19 protein-coding genes are annotated in these 21,531 nt (G+C 57.3%); 3 read left to right on the top strand and 16 right to left on the bottom strand.

From position 1 onward, the window contains the following. Nucleotides 1-9: 9 nt before the first annotated feature. From wecB to E8F11_RS07185, 14 genes are all read right to left on the bottom strand, one after another. A complete protein-coding gene (wecB, locus tag E8F11_RS07250; RefSeq protein ID WP_280288160.1) occupies nt 10-1,140 on the bottom strand; it encodes a UDP-N-acetylglucosamine 2-epimerase (non-hydrolyzing) in 1,131 nt (376 codons plus the stop codon). A gap of 91 nt (nt 1,141-1,231) precedes the next feature. Continuing rightward, entirely contained in the window at nt 1,232-2,350 is a 1,119-nt protein-coding gene (locus tag E8F11_RS07245) for an NAD-dependent epimerase/dehydratase family protein (protein ID WP_280288159.1), read from the bottom strand. Between the two features lie 3 nt (nt 2,351-2,353). After that, nucleotides 2,354-3,403: a polysaccharide biosynthesis protein gene (locus E8F11_RS07240; protein ID WP_280288158.1), complete on the bottom strand. Its 1,050-nt coding sequence runs from the start codon at nt 3,401-3,403 to the stop codon at nt 2,354-2,356. A gap of 11 nt (nt 3,404-3,414) precedes the next feature. Continuing rightward, nucleotides 3,415-4,608 carry a glycosyltransferase family 4 protein gene (locus E8F11_RS07235; protein WP_280288157.1) on the bottom strand — a complete coding sequence of 398 codons (1,194 nt, stop codon included), beginning with the start codon at nt 4,606-4,608 and terminating at the stop codon, nt 3,415-3,417. Nucleotides 4,609-4,616: 8 nt separating this feature from the next. Further along, nucleotides 4,617-5,708, bottom strand: coding sequence for an EpsG family protein (locus tag E8F11_RS07230; RefSeq protein WP_280288156.1), 1,092 nt, complete (start codon nt 5,706-5,708; stop codon nt 4,617-4,619). Nucleotides 5,709-5,734: 26 nt separating this feature from the next. After that, on the bottom strand, nt 5,735-6,988 hold the full coding sequence (locus E8F11_RS07225) for an oligosaccharide flippase family protein (protein ID WP_280288155.1): 1,254 nt from the start codon (nt 6,986-6,988) through the stop codon (nt 5,735-5,737). 210 nt (nt 6,989-7,198) lie between these two features. After that, nucleotides 7,199-8,260 carry a Wzz/FepE/Etk N-terminal domain-containing protein gene (locus E8F11_RS07220; RefSeq protein ID WP_280288154.1) on the bottom strand — a complete coding sequence of 354 codons (1,062 nt, stop codon included), beginning with the start codon at nt 8,258-8,260 and terminating at the stop codon, nt 7,199-7,201. 100 nt (nt 8,261-8,360) lie between these two features. Continuing rightward, nucleotides 8,361-8,645: an integration host factor subunit beta gene (gene ihfB / locus E8F11_RS07215; protein ID WP_280288153.1), complete on the bottom strand. Its 285-nt coding sequence runs from the start codon at nt 8,643-8,645 to the stop codon at nt 8,361-8,363. A 149-nt stretch (nt 8,646-8,794) separates the two neighbouring features. After that, on the bottom strand, nt 8,795-10,474 hold the full coding sequence (gene rpsA, locus E8F11_RS07210) for a 30S ribosomal protein S1 (RefSeq protein ID WP_044875460.1): 1,680 nt from the start codon (nt 10,472-10,474) through the stop codon (nt 8,795-8,797). A 279-nt stretch (nt 10,475-10,753) separates the two neighbouring features. Continuing rightward, the gene (argE, locus tag E8F11_RS07205; RefSeq protein ID WP_280288152.1) at nt 10,754-11,926 is read right to left on the bottom strand and encodes an acetylornithine deacetylase; all 1,173 of its coding nucleotides are present in this window, start codon (nt 11,924-11,926) and stop codon (nt 10,754-10,756) included. Beyond that, on the bottom strand, nt 11,919-12,596 hold the full coding sequence (locus E8F11_RS07200; protein WP_280288151.1) for a DUF1028 domain-containing protein: 678 nt from the start codon (nt 12,594-12,596) through the stop codon (nt 11,919-11,921). The genes argE and E8F11_RS07200 overlap by 8 nt, the downstream gene beginning before the upstream one ends. 11 nt (nt 12,597-12,607) lie before the next feature. Beyond that, entirely contained in the window at nt 12,608-13,039 is a 432-nt protein-coding gene (locus tag E8F11_RS07195) for a RidA family protein (protein WP_280288150.1), read from the bottom strand. Between the two features lie 50 nt (nt 13,040-13,089). Continuing rightward, entirely contained in the window at nt 13,090-14,409 is a 1,320-nt protein-coding gene (locus tag E8F11_RS07190; RefSeq protein WP_280288149.1) for an NAD(P)/FAD-dependent oxidoreductase, read from the bottom strand. Nucleotides 14,410-14,644: 235 nt separating this feature from the next. Further along, complete coding sequence (locus E8F11_RS07185; RefSeq protein WP_280288148.1) at nt 14,645-14,992, bottom strand: DMT family transporter; 348 nt, start codon at nt 14,990-14,992, stop codon at nt 14,645-14,647. Nucleotides 14,993-15,149: 157 nt separating this feature from the next. On the opposite strand from E8F11_RS07185, the gene E8F11_RS07180 reads away from it, so the two are divergent. Both E8F11_RS07180 and E8F11_RS07175 read left to right on the top strand, forming a co-directional pair. After that, on the top strand, nt 15,150-16,781 hold the full coding sequence (locus tag E8F11_RS07180; protein WP_280288147.1) for a VRR-NUC domain-containing protein: 1,632 nt from the start codon (nt 15,150-15,152) through the stop codon (nt 16,779-16,781). 2 nt (nt 16,782-16,783) lie between these two features. Next, on the top strand, nt 16,784-19,045 hold the full coding sequence (locus E8F11_RS07175) for an ATP-dependent DNA helicase (protein WP_280288146.1): 2,262 nt from the start codon (nt 16,784-16,786) through the stop codon (nt 19,043-19,045). A 91-nt stretch (nt 19,046-19,136) separates the two neighbouring features. On the opposite strand, the gene E8F11_RS07170 is transcribed toward E8F11_RS07175, so the two are convergent. After that, nucleotides 19,137-19,829 carry an endonuclease I family protein gene (locus tag E8F11_RS07170; protein WP_280288174.1) on the bottom strand — a complete coding sequence of 231 codons (693 nt, stop codon included), beginning with the start codon at nt 19,827-19,829 and terminating at the stop codon, nt 19,137-19,139. A 285-nt stretch (nt 19,830-20,114) separates the two neighbouring features. On the opposite strand from E8F11_RS07170, the gene E8F11_RS07165 reads away from it, so the two are divergent. Next, on the top strand, nt 20,115-20,426 hold the full coding sequence (locus tag E8F11_RS07165; protein ID WP_280288145.1) for a transcriptional regulator: 312 nt from the start codon (nt 20,115-20,117) through the stop codon (nt 20,424-20,426). A gap of 134 nt (nt 20,427-20,560) precedes the next feature. Here the strand turns inward: E8F11_RS07165 and E8F11_RS07160 are convergent, their stop codons facing one another. Continuing rightward, complete coding sequence (locus E8F11_RS07160) at nt 20,561-21,442, bottom strand: DMT family transporter (RefSeq protein WP_280288144.1); 882 nt, start codon at nt 21,440-21,442, stop codon at nt 20,561-20,563. Nucleotides 21,443-21,531: the final 89 nt, after the last annotated feature.

Here is a 21,531-nt window from a genome sequence, read left to right as displayed (position 1 = left end):
TGAACTCAATCAGAACCTTTTCCAAACGGTCCGCATGACGTAATCGCGATAACTATGAATGATCCGAACGACCTTTTCCGAAACGTTAGGCATGCTGTAATCACCAACTAGACGAAGGCTGCGTTCCTCGCCCCGTGCCTGCCCCTCCAGCACTTGAAGAGCTTGGAGAACACGCTCCGTCTCAAGCCCAACCATCATCACCGCCGCCTCTTCCATACCCTCGGGGCGCTCGTGGGCTTCGCGAATATTCAGAGCTGGGAAATTGAGAATCGAGGACTCTTCATTGATCGTGCCGCTATCGGAAAGGACTGCCTTGGATTTCAACTGCAACTTATTGTAGTCCTTGAAGCCAAGCGGCTTAAGAAGACGTACATTCTCATGAAACTTAGCACCCATTGCTTCCACCCTCTTCATCGTACGAGGGTGAGTAGACACAATTACGGGGAAGCCATATTTTTCAGCGACAGAGTTCAAGACATCAACAAGCTTCAGGAAATTCTTATCCGAGTCTATATTCTCTTCGCGATGCGCGGAAACCACGAAGAACTTCTGCTCTTGAAGCCCCAAGCGCTCGAGCACGTCAGACTGCTCAATCCCCTCCCGATAATGGTTCAGCACTTCGAACATCGGGCTGCCGGTCTTAATGACCATATCGGGTGACATTCCTTCGCGAAGGAGATAATCACGGGCGATCGTACTGTACGTAAGGTTAATATCAGCAGTGTGATCAACAATCCGACGATTGATTTCTTCAGGGACTCGCATATCGAAGCAGCGGTTCCCAGCTTCCATATGAAAAGTTGGAATCTTACGGCGCTTTGCCGGGATGACCGCCATGCAACTATTGGTATCTCCAAGCACAAGCAGGGCATCTGGTTTGACTTCCGACAACACTCGGTCAACGGAAATAATTACGTTCCCTATTGTTTCTGCACCAGTGGAACCAGCCGCATTTAGGAAGTAATCAGGCTTACGAATATTCAAATCGGTGAAGAATATTTCGTTCAACTCGTAATCATAATTCTGCCCAGTGTGCACCAGGACATGATCACAATACTGGTCAAGTTTCGCCATTACCCGGGAAAGACGAATAATCTCCGGACGAGTACCAACGACCGTAACAACCTTCATCTTATTCAATTGAGAACCTCCAACTCCAAATTCATGCAATAGATTTCCGAAAACAGCCAGATTTCCAAAGCCATCAAAATCGGCCTAACAATGGTGTCGATCAACCCTCGGAAATCAATGGCCGCGCATAGGTATCAGGACGTTCCCGATCGAAAATCTCGTTAGCCCAAAGCATCACGACCATTTCTTCGGTGCCGACATTGGTAATGTCATGAGTCCATCCGGGCACAGTCTCCACAATCTGCGGAGTATCGCCAGAAGTGCGCATCTCATAGAATTCGCCCGAGACTATGTGTCGGAATCGAAAGGATGCCTCCCCCTTGATGACGAGAAATTTTTCAGTCTTCGAATGATGATAATGCCCGCCGCGGGTGACCCCCGGATGAGCGGTGAAGAATGAAAATTGCCCGGAATCGCGAGTCTTTAGCATCTCAACAAAAACACCGCGCGGATCGCCATACTTTGGAACTTCGTAAGCAAAACTCTCCGGCGGCAGATAACTTAGGTAGGTTGAATACAATGCTCGACAGAGACCGGTACCAACAGCTTCTGTTATCAGGCTTTTGCGACTCTCGCGGAATGCATATAACTGCTCACTAAGAGCACCTACAGTAATCTTGTATTCAGGCTCGACATTGGAGAACGCTTCTCCAGAAACGTTTCCGTCCATCACCGCAATGAACTTATCAATCACGTCATCAACATATACAAGACGAATGACATGAGACGGGTCGTTGATCGTTATTGGCAGATCACGGCTGATATTGTGGCAAAACGTCGCAACTGCCGAGTTATAATTTGGCCGAGCCCATTTGCCAAATACATTAGGCAATCTGAATAGATGAACCGGAGAGCCTTGGCGAGCAGAAAATTCCTTGAGCGCCTCCTCTGCTGCAAACTTGCTGACGCCGTATGCATTATCCAGTTCAGCTTGGGTAGAAGAGGTATAGAGTACAGGGATCCGCTTTCCGCTTTTTACGATTGCATCGCAAACAGCACGGGTCAAATCAGTATTCCCGACCCTGAACTCATCGACACTTTGTGGACGATTTACACCAGCCAGATGAAAAACAAATTCGCTTTTTCCAACCAGCTCAACAAGGTCATCCAAGCTATTTTCGTGTGTGAAACGAACTACTTCGATGTCCTTGCGTTCCTCAAGATGAACGACCAGATTCCGTCCAATGAAACCGTTAGCCCCGGTAATCAGAACCCGCATAACCTACTCCTCAGGGGTGGCAAGCTCGCCACGCTGAATTGCCCGAATGAAGTCCAGCTTGAGCAACAGTTTCTGCATGCCCGCTATATCCAGACGATCGGTGTTATGCGAGTTGTAATCTTCACTGTGAGAAATCTTTTCCTCTCCCTGCTCAATGAATTTCGCATAGTTGAGGTCACGCAGATCCGGCGGAACACGGAAGTAGTCGCCCATATCTTCGGCACAGGCCATCTCTTCGCGGCTGAGCAGTGCCTCATAGAGTTTCTCGCCGTGACGAGTTCCGATAACCTGAATCGGATGGTCGGGCTTTTCGTGCAGTGCGGTCAAAGCCTTTGCCAGAACTTCTACAGTGGCGGCAGGCGCCTTCTGCACAAACAGATCACCGTTATTGCCATGCTCGAAAGCATAAAGGACCAGATCGACGGCATCGGACAAGGTCATCATGAACCGAGTCATATCGGGATCGGTGATGGTCAGCGGCTTACCAGAGCGAATCTGCTCGATGAACAATGGAATGACAGAACCGCGCGAAGCCATGACGTTGCCATATCGAGTGCCGCAAATCACTGTCTTGTTGTCATCAACATTACGTGACTTGGCAACCATGACCTTTTCCATCATTGCCTTCGAAATACCCATGGCATTGATAGGGTAAACCGCCTTGTCCGTACTCAGACATACGACACGCTTGACCCCATTCTGGATAGCAGCCTCGAGCAGGTTCTCAGTTCCAAGAACGTTCGTCTTGACCGCTTCGAGGGGGTGGAACTCGCAAGATGGAACCTGCTTCAACGCAGCAGCGTGAAAGATATAGTCAACACCGCGGGTGGCATTCAGCACACTTTGGTAATCGCGCACGTCGCCGATATAAAACTTAAGTTTCGAACTAGCATAACGCTTGCGCATATCGTCTTGTTTCTTTTCGTCACGACTGAATATGCGAATCTCAGATATACCTGTATTCAGGAAACGCTTAAGAACAGCATTTCCGAAAGAGCCGGTACCACCAGTAATCAATAGGGTTTTACCAAAAAAAACATCCTGGAAAGACATAGCAGCCTCCGTTAAATTATCGACGAAATCTTGTTTCTTGCATTCTCGACGCTCAAATGCTTCTCGTAATAGAGACGCCCTAAGCTTCCCATCTTCTTGCGCAGATCCGCATCGGACACCAATGCTTTCAACTTCTCACTCATCAAAGCAGTGTTTCCCGCAACGACCGAAAAACCTGCCTTTATTTCATCCTGCAGAATCGTGCCAAAGTCAGTCACTGAGTCCAGGGATGCTAAAACCGGTAATGCCACCTTGAAATAGTCGATCGATTTTGACGGAAAACTTGGAACGCTTAACCTGCGTGACAACGAAATGAGGCCAACATCGCAAGATGCAACCAACCCTTCATATTCGTCGCGAGGCACATAGTCCAGGAAGCGGACATTTTTCAACCCCCGTCTTGACGCTTCTTCCTCCAGGCTTTTCTTCTCTGTCCCCCTACCAATGAATAGGAACAGAACATTGATATCAGCCGTATGCTCAGCCAAGTCCAGAATATTGGTGAGTTCCTGGACGATCGACATAGCCCCACCATAAACCGCAATAACCTTGTCCTGCGGCAGGGAATATTTTTCGCGCAACTTATACTTATCGACAGCTACGATTGGCTTTTGGTCTGTCCACAGAGGCAGAATCTCTACCTTATCACGCTCAATACCGGAGTAATTCTCAAGCAAAAAATCGATATTCCCTGGAGTCATACAACCAATTCGGTCGAACGATTGGTACATTTTCTGCTCAAGAAACCAGAAGAACTTGAAGAATAGCTTATTCCTTATGACACCAAGATCTTTTAAATAAAAAGGGAAGAAGTCCCACAAGACCAGATAGCTTTTCGAGCCATAACGTCTTTTAAAGTAGGTAGACAGGCCTTGAATGGTGATACAAGGTGTATTGGCAATCAGGAGATCACACGTTTTCAGATTGCGCCCAATGACATAACGCGCCCAATAGGGGAACAGGAAAACCTTCAACGCTGTACCGATAAAACCGGTAGTGTAGAACAGCTTATGCAGTTTAAGCCGGACGACGTTGATGCCATCCAGCTCGGAGACAGAAGACTCAGGGTCATTTTTCAACCAGGAAAATACCACGGCCGTAACGTTATAACCCTGATCTCTTAACGAATATGCCAGTTCATTGGTCAGCCAAGCATCTTTTTTCTCGTTGGCATACTTAGTCGTTAACAACACAACGTTGGCCATACGCCCACCTATTTAAACCTTGAGTTATATAACTGATACGCACGTTCCATCCCATCACCACTCCCAATATCGAAAAGAATCGATTGGTAGGGCAGGAAGACCATCATATCGCCCCCCGAAAACACAACGCTTACCTTCAATACAAAATAAAACGCGATACCGGAGATGATTACAAACCTGTCCAAGAGCGAGAAACTGCGTACTGCATAGTAGAAACCAACAATTGAAACCAGCAAAAATGGTTCAACTAAGCGACTCGACAGCACCGACGACCACGAGAACAGAAAAAAAAGCACCACTGAAAAAAGCGAAGAATTATACAAAGAAACATGCCTTGCAATCAACTCCTCGCGCTTCATGTGACAAACTAGGAACACGACAATATAGATAAACCCTCTAAACAACTTTCCGACTAAATTTTCATTTGCAACTTCCCCATCACCGACCACAAATGGGAAAACGCTCAGCACCAGCCCCCTATCAACAAGCAGAAAGACACTGGATACAGCAACTATCAAAAGGCCGTACCGATGAGCCTCGGTCCATTTCAGGAGGAAATAAATGACCAAGAAAAACAACGCTGCCGAATGGAACAGCATGGCGACGATGACCGAAGCAACGTACTTTACCCAGTCAGAAGAGAGTATCCATCGATAACTCAGGCAAAACACCGATACCGCAGCCGTATACCTGATCGTCCCCATTTGCGAAGTAAAAAAATTTGTGGACAAATAGAGAAGTGGATAGACAGATAAAGCGGTAACATTGAATAATGAAAAAAGTTTGTAAACCGAATAACACGCGACAGCAGAGAATACAACTTGCAAGACATAATAGTCCTGACCAAGATAAACCAGTGCCTTGGCCGCGAACTGGAAACCAGACTCAAAATCTATCCTGAACTCGCCATCCTGTAGGAGTGACTCGTAGAACTGCTTGTATACGAGCCAGTCATAACCTGTCTCATATCGGCACGCAGCAAGCAAAAACAACAGAAGGAAGACAAGAAAGAAGAACGACCTTGAGATGGAGCTCTCGCGAAGAAAGGCCCCATACGAAGACAAAACAGAAAGCACGAAGATGGCGTTATAAGCGAACATCTAGAGCCCCATCAGCCGACAGTAAATCACCCTACCCTGATCTCCTTGCGAAAGAAAGCGAACCAACCTATCAGGACAGAAAGCGAAATTACTGACTGAAAGATATAGCCAATGGGCGTGAAGTCGAACCCCTTCCAGGTAAAAATGGAGAGAACAAGGATCACATACAAGACGGATGAAAATATTTCGAAAAGAACATAAAATCGGACATTCTGCTTGGCCAAGGCAACGTACAAGACAACCCAGCAAAGAATTTTTATCGCATCGCCAATCACGTACAGCCTCAGGATCCTACTTGCAGGCATGAACTCATCGCCAAACAGGAAAACGATAAGGAAATCCGAAAATAAAATCACAAACAAAACCAAAAGGACAGCAGCAACAACGGCCAGAATGGCTCCAACGCCAATTTCTTTAGTTAAAGCGGCACCTGATGACGAAGAATAACGAGGTAGCAGGATGGTAGAAAATGCGATGCTAGCAATAGTCATGTACAACTCGGACAGCCTAGTTACCGAGTACCAGATTCCTGTAGCTTGAAGCGAAAGTGCCTTCGTCATGAAATCCCTTACATATATGTGCCCGCCATACACAAATAGAGCCGACACGATGGTCATGAACGAATAACTGAGGAGCGACCTGAGCAAATCGGAGTTTTTGATCACTGAAAGATCAAAAACAAACAAGTGACCACTTCGAAACAGCACAGTGACAATCAAGGCAGCCAGCGCTGGAGACAGTGCAACTGAATAAACCGCGCCCTGGACGCCAAACACAACACAAAGGGCAACGGTCGAACAGGCAACGAGGAAAGAAAAGACGACTGTGTAAACAGTATAGGCCCGATATTCCTGACGCCCATTGAAATAGGACATATTGAGATTTGTTACGCCCAGCGCCACCACCGTTAGCGGTATGATCAAGAGAACCAACAACCACTCACCGCCCAGAAATAGAACTGACAGGTACCCGCCCAAAGCGGCGAACAGCAGCAGAAGAACCAGGCTGAACCCCAACAACAACACAAGGGAAAGAGAAAAAATAGCGGCGCTCGAATGCTTTTGTTCAGCAACATTCTTGACTACACCGGTCGTAGTTACGGATGCCACGCCTGCGGCTGCAATCTGCAACAATGATTGCAACTGGCCAACAATCGCCATTCCAGATGGTCCAGCGTAGAAAGCTAACACCTTAGTAGCAACAGCTGAAAAGATGAGCTTCAAAACTGCCTGTAGCGCCACACCAAGCGCAGCATATGCATTCCCTTTAAGAGACGCCATAGCTATTCCGCAAGATGAATTTCATCATAAAGAAAAACCATCCAAACAACTAACTACACAGACAGATCGAGAGTTAGTACAATATAAAACAGTAGGCATGTGCGTCTTCAACAACCAGCTGAATAGTCGGAAGACAAAAACAGACGTGCTCCACACATGAATGTGGAGCACATTATTGTAATTAGACACCCTAAAACGAAGCCAAAGACATCAATCCCTGATACCTAAAGGTGTTCTGTTTACCTGTAACTTCCAGAACCAGCGAAAGCTCGAAATGAAGCAGCCCAACAAAAGCCCAAGCAAGGTTCCAAACGCGATAATCTTTGGCTTGTTTGGACTGATGGGCTGGTCCGCTGGGTTCGCTATCTGGTCAACAGTCACTACAGAGATTTTTTCGAAATTTAGCGGCATGCCTTCCAGAAACTGAATTCGTTGCTGCACGTCCCTCAACCCGCTGGTAAATGGGTCGTCGCTTTTTCGTCGTTCAAGCGCCTCGATCTCAGAGCGAATCGCCTCCGCACCCCGCATGTACATCAGACTCCCGTCGGTATAGGCTTTGAGATCTTCAACAGCCGCGGTACGACCCGTGACCTGTTGGGGCTGTTCCACCCCTACAGCTTCAGCCACTGCAAGTGCTTCACGGAGCTTTGCTACTCGGTCCTGACGTCGATCCTTTGCACTTTCACGGAGAACTCCGACGTATTGCTTAAGGCCTTGCAACTGCGTTGAGATTTCTGCAGTGACATTCTGCTGAATATTTTCAACAGCACGAGCTGATGCCATCTCCACAAATTTGTTGGCAATCTCTGCAGAGCGGACCGCGTCAGTCGTCTGCACAACAACCTCATACTTCTCAGGTTTATTTTTGTCCGGGGCCTGAACAATTAACTCCCGATCAAAAAGCCGTCGCAGCGAATCCTTATCCACGCCGGCCCCTGTATCCTTCAGGTAAACCTCGCCAAAGAACCTATCCCTCAAATACACCGATGTAAGCTGATTCTTGAATTCAAGATAGACACGTTCGACATCAAAAGGCGGTAGTCCGCCCTGCTCTCTGCCAACGTTCAGAAGGGAGACATCAGAGAGTCGCGGAGGCAACAGCGTCACTTTCGACTCATACTTTGGCTGTACAAAGTTTAAGGCAACAATGGCTCCAACTAAAAACAACAAAACACTTGATGCAATTATATATTTTTGCCCCCACAGGGCCAGCATCCAATCAGAGAGCCTGACTTCGTCCGCTTCACGCCCCCTAAACTCTAAATCTGCCACTCTTACACCAACCTTTCAAAACTAAAAATAAATCAAATAATCGAAACTACCCTGCGCGCAAATAAATTCAAAGCTTTACGAAAGAGATATAAATATCTGATCACTCATCTTCGTTGACCCGATCCCTAAGCTCCTTGCCCGGTTTGAAATGCGGCACAAACTTTCCGTCAAGCCGAACCGACTCTCCGGTTTTCGGGTTGCGTCCAACACGTGGCGCGCGGTAATGCAGTGAGAAGCTCCCAAACCCACGAATCTCGATACGGTCCCCAGTCGCCAGGGCCTGAGACATCTGTTCGAGCATCGTTTTGATGGCAAGTTCCACGTCTTTAGACGACAGCTGGCCCTGATGGGTAACAATCCGTTCGATCAACTCCGACTTGGTCATGGTTTTCCCTTCTAATTCAAGCGGCTAGATCAGCTCTATGAGTTTTTAGCACGCCAGGGAGGCTTTGAACAGCCCAAACCCGGGAAGGGGAAACGCAGACAACAAAAAGGGCAGCCTAGGCCGCCCTTTTTGCTGTTGGAGCAGGGTGATTAGCCCTGGTTCTCCATCTGAGCACGGATCAGGTCACCAATGGTGGTCGGGCCGGTGGACTCGACTTCCTGCTTGCGCAGTTCCTTCATGGCGTCCTTCTCGTCATCAACGTCCTTGGACTTGATGGAGAGGCTGATTACGCGGCTCTTGCGGTCGATGCTGATGATCTTGGCTTCGACTTCTTCGCCTTCCTTCAACACGTTGCGCGCGTCTTCAACGCGGTCACGGCTGATTTCGGAAGCCTTCAGAACGCCTTCGATCTCGCCACCGAGGCTGATTACAGCGCCTTTGGCGTCAACTTCTTTCACGGTTCCGCGAACGATGCTGCCTTTCTCGTGCAGGGAGGCGTAGCTGGAGAACGGATCGTCTTCCAGTTGCTTGATACCCAGGGAGATGCGCTCACGCTCCGGATCAACGGAGAGGATGACGGTTTCCAGCTCGTCGCCCTTCTTGAAGCGGCGTACGGCTTCTTCGCCCACTTCGTTCCAGGAGATGTCGGAAAGGTGAACCAGACCGTCGATGCCGCCTTCCAGGCCGATGAAGATACCGAAATCGGTGATCGACTTGATGGTGCCGGAGATCTTGTCGCCCTTGTTGAAGCGGCTGGAGAAGTCTTCCCACGGGTTGGACTTGCACTGCTTGATGCCCAGGGAGATACGACGACGCTCTTCGTCGATGTCCAGAACCTGAACTTCCACTTCGTCGCCAACCTGAACGACTTTCGACGGGTGAATGTTCTTGTTGGTCCAGTCCATTTCGGAAACGTGCACCAGGCCTTCCACGCCCTCTTCCAGCTCGGCGAAGCAGCCGTAGTCGGTGAGGTTGGTAACGCGGGCGGTCACACGGGTGCCTTCCGGGTAGCGCGCCTTGATGGCGACCCACGGATCTTCGCCCAGCTGCTTCAGACCCAGGGAGACACGGTTGCGCTCGCGGTCGAACTTCAGGACCTTGACGTCGATCTCGTCACCAACGTTGACGATCTCGGACGGATGCTTGATGCGCTTCCAGGCCATGTCGGTGATGTGCAGCAGGCCGTCTACGCCGCCCAGGTCCACGAATGCGCCGTAGTCGGTGAGGTTCTTGACGATACCCTTGACTTGCTGGCCTTCCTGCAGGGATTCCAGCAGAGCTTCGCGCTCGGCGCTGTTCTCGGCTTCCAGGACGCTACGACGGGAAACGACAACGTTGTTGCGCTTCTGGTCCAGCTTGATGACCTTGAACTCGAGTTCCTTGCCTTCCAGGTGGGTGGTGTCGCGCACAGGGCGCACGTCCACGAGGGAGCCCGGCAGGAACGCGCGGATACCGCTGACGTCGACGGTGAAACCGCCCTTGACCTTGCCGTTGATAACGCCTTTGACCACTTCTTCGGCGTTGAAAGCAGCTTCCAGAACCAGCCAGGATTCGGCACGCTTGGCTTTCTCGCGGGACAGCTTGGTCTCACCGAAGCCGTCTTCCACCGCGTCGAGCGCTACGTGGACCTCGTCACCCACCTTGATGGTCAGCTCGCCCTGTTCGTTGTAGAACTGCTCGACCGGGATGACGCCCTCGGATTTCAGGCCAGCATGGACGGTGACCCAGTCACCATCGATGTCGACCACGATGCCGGTGATGATCGCACCCGGCTGCATGTCGAGGGATTTCAGGCTTTCTTCAAAAAGTTCTGCAAAGCTTTCGCTCATGTTCATACCTGTAGTCAAAGGCCAGGAAAGGCCCTATTCCGCACTCCAGCCAATGCGGTCAAGTCATCAATAGAAGCGACGAGGATCGAAGCTGGTATCCTGCGCCGCCCCAGTGGCGCCACTTCCAGCCAAAGCCGGCAATGACGCAAATCTCGGGGTTGACACCGGCTTTTTCAGCCTCCGGACGGAGGAATTGAGCCGATATAAGGACGGGAATGTTAGCAACGGGGCTGACGCCCGTCAATTCCGCGTCCCAGGCATTTCTTGGGGTGCGGCAGTCTACAGCAGACCGCCCCGGTCCTGCAGATAAAGCGCCAGACGGCGCAGCATGGCGTCGCACGCGGCGAGTTGCTCAAGGCTGATGAACTCGTCCGGCTTGTGGCCCTGGTCCATGCTGCCCGGGCCACAGACCACCGCAGGAATGCCCGCTTGGTCGAACAGCCCGCCTTCGGTGCCGAAGGCTACGGTACCGAACTCCGTCGAACCACTGAGTAGCGCCAGCAACTGCGCCGCCTCGCTATCGGCTGAAGTGACCAGCCCAGGATAGGCGCTCAAAGGTTGCAGGCGAATGCCGGTGCCAGCCTGCACAGCGCGCATTTGCGGCAACAGCTCGGTTTCGGCGAACGACTGCAGTTCGTCGGCCACTTGCCGGGCGTCGAAGTCGGGCAGTGCCCGCACTTCGAAATCGAACTCGCATTCCGCGGGAACTATGTTCAGCGCCCGCCCACCTTTGATGATGCCGGTTTGCACCGTGGAGAAAGGCGGATCGAAGCGGTCGTCCTGACGCTCCGGCTTCGCCAGTTCGGCACCTATCGACCCCAGCCTGCCGATCAGTCGCGCCGCGTATTCGATGGCGTTGACGCCATAGGGCGCATAGGCCGAGTGACAAGCGGCGCCCTGAACCTGGCAGCGCATGGCCAGCTTGCCCTTGTGCCCGAGCACCGGTTTCATCTCGGTGGGTTCGCCGATCAGGCAAAGCCGCGGCTTGTGAGGTCTTTTCTCCAGTTCGGCGAGCATCGGACGCACGCCCAGGCAACCCACCTCCTCGTCATAGGAGAAAGCGAGGTGCACCGGCATCGTCAGTGGCTGTTCGAGGAAAGCGGGCACAGCAGCCAATACGGAGGCGATAAAGCCTTTCATATCGGCCGTTCCGCGTCCGTACAGGCGCCCTTCCCTCTCCGTAAGGCGGAATGGCTCGACCGTCCAGGCCTGGCCTTCCACCGGCACCACGTCCGTATGTCCGGAAAGCACGATGCCACCCCGGTCGCGAGGACCGATGGTGGCGAACAGGTTGGCCTTGGTGCGCTCGGGGTTGTAGAAAATTTCGCTCTCCACCCCCTGCGCCGCCAGGTAATCCCTGATGAAAGCGATGAGCTCGAGGTTGGAATCCCGACTGACGGTGGCGAAGCCGATCAATTGCTCCAGCAGGACGCGGCTGGCCGATTCACTCATCGCCCGGCACCCCGTAGCTGGGCGCCGCGGTGGGGTCCAGCGCCCGGGTGAGATAGTCCTGCATCTGCGGCCGATAAGCCTGCCAGAGGCCATCCAACTGGCCGATGGGGTCCTCGTCCGCCCAGTCCACCCGCAGGTCGACGATCGGCCAGGTGAGATCACCCACCACCTTCAGCGCCGCCGAATGCACCGGCCCGGCTTCGCCCCCGGCCACCATGGCGGCGTGCATGGCCGCCAGCAGGCGGTCGGCGAGCAGCCCAGTCGCCGTCTCGAAGGCCTGCACCATCGCTTCTATCACCTGGGTCCCGGCCAGCAGGTTGCCGGCGGCGGCGCATTGCTCGCCAGCCACCGCATTGTGCAAACCCAGCGCCTCGCTACCACTGAACAAGGCGACGCGGCCCTGGCCGTCGATCACCGTCACCTGCCGGTACTGGCTCCAGCCATTGCTGCTCAATGCCCGGTCCAGTGCCTCGGCGGGCTCCAGCTGCTGACCATCGAGCAGATCGAGGATCTGCGGCCCCAGGGCCGGCAGGGTGACGTTCTGGGTCGCCACCGCTCCGACCCCGGCCCGCACCCAGGGGCAGCGGGCGCCAACGGCGATGCTGGACGAGCTGATGGCGATGCCGAGTTGCCCGGTTTCCGGGCAACGACCGATGATGGAGAACGTCATAGCCTTGCTCCTTATACCTGCACCGGCTGCCAGTCGTCCGGGATCACTGCGATCACGTCAATCTCCATCAGCCACTGCGGCTGACCCAGGGCCGACACCACCAGACCGGTGGAGATGGGGAAGACCCCCTTCAGCCACTTGCCCACTTCCTGATACACCGGCTCGCGGTAGCGCGGGTCGATCAGGTAGGTGGTGGTCTTGACGATGTGCGACAGGTCGCTGCCCGCCTCTTCCAGCAGTTGCTTGACGTTCTTCATCGCCTGCTCGGTCTGGGCGCGCGGGTCGCCGAGGCCTACCAGGCGCCCTTCGAAGTCGGTCCCGACCTGGCCACGCACATAGACGGTGTTGCCGGCGCGCACCGCCTGGCAGAGGTCGTTATCCAGCGTCTGGTTGGGATAAGTGTCCTTGGTATTGAACATGCGGATGCGAGTATGGGTCGGCATCGGATTGCCTCCTTTAATCTGTCTGCTTGAATGTGCGAATCGGGGTTGGATCAGCTTTCCGCCTGGCGTTGTCCGGCATCGCGATAGGCGAGGTACTTGCACTGCGTAGCGATGTGGTCGGCGATGTGCTTGGCGTCGTGCCACACCCCCCAGATGAAGGTGGAGCCACGGCGCGACAGCCAGGGCAGGCCGACGAAATAGATGCCAGGCTCGCTCGACACACCACGCTGATGCTGCGGCTTGCCGTTGCCATCGAAGGCATTGACCTTCAGCCAGCTGAAATCCACTGCATAGCCGGTCGCCCAGATGATCGAGGTCACACCGGCCTTGGCCAGGTCGAGCTCGAGAATGGGATTGGTCACGCATTCCGGCTGCGGGAGGAAGAAACGCGCTTCAGGCTCTTCCGGCAGGTCCAGGCGGTTGCGGGCGATGTAGGCGTCGGCTGCGTCCAGCAGCGCCAGGTAGTTCTCATCACCACGGGCGAGGTTGTCGGCAAGGTCCGACTGGAACGTCACCACGCCGTCCTCGAATGCCTTGGTCAGGCCGACGAGGGTGATGCCCTGCTTGGCCAACGCGCGGAAATCGACGGTATGGCCGCCACGGGCGCCACTCACGGCGATGGTGACGTGCTCCTTGCCCGGTTGTGCGGCTTCCATGTCCCACAGGCCGAGAACACCCAACCACCAGCAGAAGTCTCGATTGCGATAGGCACGCGGCGGACGATCGTGCGGCCCAACCGAGAGGTAGACCTGCTTGCCGGCACGTTGCAATTCATCGGCGATCTGTACACCGGAAGAACCGGCGCCCACCACCAGAACGGCGCCTTCGGGCAGCTGCTGCGGGTTGTAGTACTGGGCGGAGTGAATCTGCGTGATCGCATCATCCTTGGGCGCGATCGGCGGGATGATCGGGCGCTGGAAGGGCCCGGTGGCGGACACCACGCGCCGGGCCTCGATCACACCTTCCGAGGTTTCGATGGTGAAGCCCGGCCGGTCCGCATTGCGCACCACCGACTTCACCTCCACACCGGTGCGGATGGGAGCGTCGAACGTCTTGGCATAGGCTTCGAAGTAGGCCGCGACCTGGTCTTTCGAGGCGAAGGCGTCGGGGTCGAGGCCGTCGAACTCCAGCCCCGGGAAGCGATCGTGCCAGGCCGGGCCGTTGGCGACCAGCGAATCCCAGCGGCCGGTGCGCCAGGCTTCGGCGATGCGATTGCGCTCCAGGACCAGATGGGGCACGCCGAGCTTGCTCAGGTGCTCACTCATAGCTACACCGGCCTGACCGGCGCCGACCACGAGCGTGTCGATTTCCATTTTTTCAACGGTCACGCCCGTGTACTTCTGAAAGGCGGTTTGATTCAGGTCGGTCATGGCTTGCCTCCTCTGACTCTGATCATTGTTGTTCTGCAGTTGCGGCTAACTGTCGGGGTTGGCCGCATTCTGTTCAGAGCGAGGGATTCGCGAAATTATGATTTTTGTAGTCGCTGGCTAGGAAAAAGCTGCACGCACCGAAAGCGCGGGGCCCGCGCGGCAGAAGGCTTCGGATATAGGTTTTTTAACTTCAGGCACGACAAATTGAATGGTGTCGCGCAGGTCCCGGCGCCAGCTAGCCAGCGGAACGCTCCGGCACAGGCCCAGCCTGGCCGGGCGCCTCGGTGCTGAAGGTCTGCACCACCACCCCGGCGACCAGCAGCAGCGCCCCCAGCGCCTTGCCCATATTCAGCGGCCGCGCCGGCAGCCCCATCAGGCCGAAGTGATCGAGGGCCAGGGACGCCAGCATCTGCCCCGCCACCGCCGCGGCGACTAAGCCGCTCACACCCAGACGGGGCGCCAGGATCAGCGCCAGGGAAATGAAGCAGACGCCGTAGACTACACCCGTCCATACCCAGGTCGGTGCCTTGGTGGCGAAGCCGAACGCCGGCATCGGTATCCGCAGCGCCAGCAACAGCGGCACCAGCGCGGCACGGGCGACCCGACGCTGGCCTGGCTACGCAGCCAAGTGCTGGCTGCGGCCACTTGAGCCCCACTGATCGAAATCCATTTGCCGCGAACCGGCCGGGCCTGATATCTGTATAAATCCACAGTAATAGCCCGGCTCACCCGCCCTCGCCATGCCCGCCGCCCTCGAAGATCCCTTCTACTACCTGAACAACTTCCACACCCTGCTCGACTGGATCAGCGAGCGTTACAGCGATCTGCTGACTGCCGAGGAGCAAGCCTTCATCGAAGGCTTCCGTGCCCTGCCCCGCGCCTCCCAGGCGCTGCTGGTGCGCATGGTGATGCGCAAGGGCACACGCTTCCGCGCCAGCAAGCTGAGCTATGCCGAGATCGGCGACACCCTCGACGCGGTGGCGCCGCTGGTGGACTTGGGATGGGTCGACGCGGCGCCCCACCTGGACCTCACGCAACTCTTCGGCCTGCTCACCCTGGCCGAGGTGGATGCCTGTTTCGGCAAGGCACCGGGGCGCAAGGCCGAGCGCCTGGGCGCCCTGCTCGCCGAACACCCTGAACCGCGTTCTTTCGCTGCCTGGTATCCGGCCAGCCAGGACCGCATCTTTGCGCTCGAACTGATGGACATCTGCGACCGCTTGCGGCTGATGTTCTTCGGCAACCTCTACCAGGACTGGTCCGAGTTCGTGCTCTCCGACCTCGGCATCTACCAGTATGAGAAGGTCGAGATCGACGCTTCCGCGCGGGGCTTCCGCGAGCGTGCCGACCTGGAGTACTACCTGCGCCTGCACCGCTGGCGGGAGCGCTTCGAGGCGGGCGAAGCACTGGACGAGTTGCTGAGCGAACTGCCCCTGAAACCCCACGACAACCCCTGGCTGGACGCACGCCGGCGCAAGCTGCTGTTCCAGGTCGCCCAGCACTGCGAGCGCAGCGCACTGCTGGATGCGGCGCTGAGCCTCTACAGTCTCTGCGAATACCTGGGCGCACGGGTACGGCGCATTCGTGTACTGGAGCGCCTCGGCGCCCATGACGAGGCCTTCGGCTTGGCGCAGGAGGCCTGGGAGACCCCCGAGAGCGAGGAGGAACAGCAGCATCTGGCGCGCATCCTGCCGCGCCTGCGGCGCAAGCTGGGCCTGCCCAAGGAGTCACCCGCCGGCAGCGCGCCGGTACGCCGACTCGACCTGGTCCTGCCGCAACCGCCGGAGCCGCTATCGGTGGAGCACGCCGTGCTGCTGCACTTCGTTGAGGAAAGCGCGCCGGTGCACTACGTGGAGAACACCCTGCTCAACTCCCTGTTCGGCCTCCTCTGCTGGGACGCCATCTTCGCTGCGGTGCCCGGCGCCTTCTTCCATCCCTTCCACAACGGCCCGGCTGACCTGCTCAGCCCGGACTTCCATTCGCGCCGCGCCGAACGCTTCGCCGCCTGCCTGGCGCAACTGGACAGCGACGAATACCAGGCCAATATCCGCCGCACCTATGCCACCAAGCGGGGTCTGCTCTCGCCTTTCGTCTACTGGGGCAACCTGGATGAAGCGCTCCTGGACCAGGCCCTGGCGTGCCTGCCGGCTGCGCACCTCAAGGCCTGCTTTCAGCGCATCCTGGCCGATATCAAGGCCAATCGCGCCGGGTTGCCCGACCTGATCCAGTTCTGGCCAGAAGAGCGCCGCTACCGCCTGATCGAGGTGAAGGGCCCCGGCGACCGCCTGCAGGACAACCAGTTACGGTGGCTGGAATTCTGCGCCCGCCACGAGATCCCCGTGGACGTCTGCTACGTGCAGTGGGCGGAGGACTGACCATGGCCTACAGCGTGGCCGTGCGTGCGCTCTGCGAGTTCACTGCGAAATGCGGCGACCTCGACCTGCGCTTCACGCCCGCCCCCACCGCCCAGGAAGGCATGGCCGGTCATGCCCTGGTGGCCAGCCGCCGAGGCGAGGGCTACCAGGCCGAACTGGCCCTCAGCGGCGAGTTCGGTCCCCTGCGGGTACGCGGTCGCGCCGATGGCTACGACCCGGCGCGTGGCCGCCTCGAGGAGGTGAAGACCTACCGCGGCGACCTCCAGCGCATGCCGGCCAACCATCGGCAGTTGCATTGGGCTCAGCTCAAGGTCTATGGCTGGCTGCTCTGCCAACAGCAATCGCTGCCAGAGATCGAACTGGCGCTGGTGTATTTCGATATCGGCAGCCAGAAGGAAACCCTGCTCACCGAGCGCCATAGGGCCGGCGACTTGCGAGCTTTCTTCGAGGAGCAGTGCCAGCGCTTCATCGCCTGGGCGGAGCAGGAGCTTGCCCATGTTGGCGCACGCAATGCCGCGCTGGAAACCCTGACCTTTCCCCATGCGGGGTTCCGCCACGGGCAGCGTCAGCTCGCCGAAGCCGTGTACAAGGCGGTGAGCACCGGCTGCTGCCTCATGGCTCAGGCCCCCACCGGCATCGGCAAGACCCTCGGCACCCTGTTCCCACTGCTCAAGGCCTTCCAGCGCCAGGCCCTGGACAAGGTGTTCTTCCTCGCCGCCAAGACACCTGGCCGCCAGTTGGCCCTCGACGCCTTGCGCCAGATTCGCGCAGAACCCCTGCGCGTACTGGAGCTGGTAGCCCGCGACAAGGCCTGCGAGCACCCGGAAAACGCCTGCCATGGCGAATCCTGCCCCCTGGCCCGGGGCTTCTACGACCGTCTGCCTGCGGCGCGCGAGGCGGCTGCGCAGCGGCGCTGGCTGGATCGCGAGACCCTGCGCGAGGTCGCCCTCGCCCATCAGGTCTGCCCCTATTACCTGGCCCAGGAAATGGCGCGCTGGAGCGACCTGGTAGTGGGTGACTACAACTACTACTTCGACACCAGCGCCCTGCTCTTTGGCCTGGCCAGCGCCAACCAGTGGCGCGTGTCGGTGCTGGTGGACGAAGCGCACAACCTGGTGGACCGGGCGCGCAAGATGTATTCAGCCGAGCTCGACCAACTGAGCCTCAAGACCCTGCGCAAGACGGCGCCGGCCGTACTGAAAAAGCCCCTGGAGCGGGTCGGCCGCAGCTGGAGCGAACTGAACAAGGCGCAGGCGGAGGACTACTGCGCCTACGCCGAACCACCGCAGAAACTGCTGAATGCCCTGCAGGGGGCGGTCACCGCCATCACCGACTACCTCACCGACAACCCCACGGCGCGGGACAACGCCCTGCAGGACTTCTATTTCGAAGCCATGCAGTTCGTTCGCATGACCGAACAGTTCGACAGCCATTCGCTGTTCGACCTCAGCAAGCGCCCAGGCAAGGGTGGCCGCGACCTGTCGCGCCTGTGCCTGCGCAACCTGGTGCCGGCGCCCTTCCTCGAGCCGCGCTTCGCCGCCAGCCGCTCCACCGTGCTCTTCTCCGCCACCCTCAACCCGCGCCACTACTACAGCGACCTGCTGGGGCTGGCGCGCAATACGCCCTGGCTGGAAGTGGACTCGCCCTTCAATGCAGGGCAACTGCAGGTGCGCGTTGCCGCCGAGGTATCCACCCGCTACCAGCACCGCGCCAGCTCCCTCGCGCCCATAGCCGAGTTGATGGCCCGGCAGTTCGGCGAGCGCCCCGGCAACTACCTGGCCTTCTTCAGCAGCTACGACTACCTGCAGCAGGTGGCCGCCCTGTTCGCCCGCGAGCAGCCGCAAGTGCCCATCTGGCTGCAGGCGCGGCAAATGAACGAAGCCGAGCGCCAGGCCTTCATCCAGCGCTTCGACGCCGGCGGACAGGGCATAGGCTTCGCCGTGCTCGGTGGGGCTTTCGGCGAAGGCATCGACCTGCCGGGCGAACGCCTGATCGGCGCCTTCATCGCCACCCTCGGCCTGCCACAACTGAACCCGGTGAACGAACAGCTCAGACAGCGCATGGCCAGCCTGTTCGGCGCTGGGTACGACTACGCCTATCTCTATCCAGGCCTGCAGAAGGTGGTGCAGGCCGCCGGGCGGGTGATCCGTACGACTGAAGACCAGGGCGTGGTGTACCTGATCGACGACCGCTTCGCCCGGCCGGAGGTGAAACGGCTGCTGCCAAGCTGGTGGTCCATGGAGAAGCCACGCGCTTTTCCGTAGGGTACGCTGCGCGCACCGGACACCCCGTGCCGGCTCACCTGTGCGCACGGCGCACCCTACCTCCGGTTCAGTGCTCGCCGGGCGAAGTTACCTAGCGCCGGCAGGCGCCCATATCCACCTTGCCCACGAAGGGATTGCCATAGCCCATCACGCAGGCCACGCGCTGGTTGCGGTTGCGCTCCCAGGCTTCCACCGGGTACTGGCGGTTCCAGGCGTTGTAGAGCTTGCGGTCCTGGCTGGAGATACGCAGGTTGTAACGGTCGCTCATGTAGAAGTAGGTGCGCGCGATCATCCCGCGGATCTGCTGGCGCGGCATGGCCTTTCGCGCCTTGAAGTCCACCACCATGGGACAGGCGCCGTACTGGCTGGGCTTTTGCGGCAGCCAGGCGAAGCTGTAATTGCTGCGGTCGCCGTTCACCTCGCCGATGCTAGGCACCAGGTTGTGCAGATCGGCTTCGGCGCGCTGGTAGGTGGGGTCGTTCTCGGTGCAGTTCTTGCGCCCGCCCTTCTGCCAGCACTGGCGCTGATGGCCGATCACCCAGGCCGGCACTATGTGCTCCCACTCGATGCGCTTGGCCCTCTGCGGCGCCTTCCTCGGCACATAGCCGCAACTTTTCAGGTCCACCCGGTTGCCCTCGTAGCGGCAGCCGCAATAGAACTCCACCGGGTGGGTGGCATAGAGCTTCCAGGCGACCTTCTTGGCCTCGTTGAAAGTGCGGGGGGCGGCGGCTTCGGTTACGGCGGAGAACAACAGGCAAAACAGCAAGATAGAGCGGATCATCAGACTTCTCATTCCCGATACTGCGTCAGGGGAAATGACTGACAACAGATTTTTCCTTTGGTTTGGTTGCCATCGGACCACGGCAACTGGTATCTGTATAAATATACAGTAATCCAGGAAAAGTCCTATGCCTGTATCAGCCCCGATCCGCTTGCCGATGCCTGAGCAACCTGTTCCATCGACAATCCCCGTACCCTACCAACTGCCCCTGCCCTTCCCGCCCCGTGGCCAGGTACAGCCCCTGTTCGCCAGCCGGTGGCTGCACTGAGCCGCCTGAGGACACCCAAGATGCTGGATGTACGCCAGTTGAAATACACCGTGAGCCGGATGGCCCCGGAAGAGATCCGCGAAGCGGTGGAAGAATTGCACCTGGAAGGCCTGGTGACCGACGGCAAGACGCCCTTCGGGCGTCTGCATTTCAACACCTGCCTGGCGGAAATAGAGGCCCTGTTCCAGCGCGCCGGCTATCACCGGCAACTGGACGTGGTGGGCTATCAGGGCCAGGCCTATGCCCTGTTCGACCCGGCCCGCTGGGAGCCGGTACAGGTGTTGAGGTGGCTGAAGGATTACGTGGATTCGCGGGAGGTCGAGAGCGCTTGAGTCTGGATGCCTGAATGGCTGCTCGTAGGGTGCGCCATGCGCACCGTTTCCTGTGCTCGGGTCGGGTCAACGGGTAGGCCATCACCCAGCCTGGTGCGCACGGCTCACCCTACTTCTGACATCCACCCGCAGCGTCAGCGCTTCTGCGCGTAGGCCATGAACAGCCCGCTGCCAACGATGATGGCGATGCCCAGCAGGCCCACCTGGTCCGGTGCATGGTTGAACAGCAGCAGCCCGAGCAGGCCGGCGAAGACGATCTGCCCATAGCCGAAAGGCGCCAGCAACGGCGGCGAGGCATGGCGGAAAGCCTGGGTCAGCAGCATGTGCCCGCCCATGCCGCAGGTGCCCAGGGCCAGCATCAGCAGGCTGTGACCGAGGCTGTCGGGCAGGTGCCAGAAGAAGGGCACGAGGGCACTCATGACCAGGGTGTTGGTCAGGCCGGTGATGAAGTTGCTGGTGGCCGAACTGTCGGTGCGGGAAACGATGCGCGTCAGCAATTGGTAGAAAGCGAAGCACACCGCCGCCGCCAGGGGGAACAGGATGGCCGGAGTGAACAGAGCGCTACCCGGCCTCACGATCAGCAGCACCCCGCCGAACCCCACCAGCACCGCCACCCACTGGACACGGGATACGCGCTCCTTCAGCAGCGGCACTGACAGAGTGGTGACCAGCAAGGGCGCCAGGAAAATCACCGAAGTCGCCTCCGCCAGCGGGATATGCCGCAACCCGGTGGTGAACAGCAGGCTCACCCCGACCAGGCACAGCGCCCGCGCCACCTGCAGCAGGGGGCGCTTGGTGCGCAGCACACGCACACCTTCCCGTGGCAGCAGGAAGCCCGCCATCAGCAGGGTATGCACCAGATAGCGCACCCAGACCACCATGACGATGGGATAGAAGGCCGACAGGTACTTGGAGATCGCGTCGTGGCTGGAAAACAGGAAGGTCGCCAGGCAGACCAGGACAATGCCTTTCAGCGGCTGGTCGATGCGTTGCGACAGGGGGCTTTGCGAGCTCATCAAGAATCCGGAGTGTCTGCGCAGAAAGGACTTGGTAGCAGACTAACGATTAGGCGCCTCAAGATATCGGCTAAGCCTGGGCGACTCAA

Source organism: Pseudomonas sp. BN417 (assembly GCF_029871205.1).
Classification (GTDB): domain Bacteria; phylum Pseudomonadota; class Gammaproteobacteria; order Pseudomonadales; family Pseudomonadaceae; genus Metapseudomonas.
This window is presented reverse-complemented; position numbering and strand designations above follow the sequence as displayed.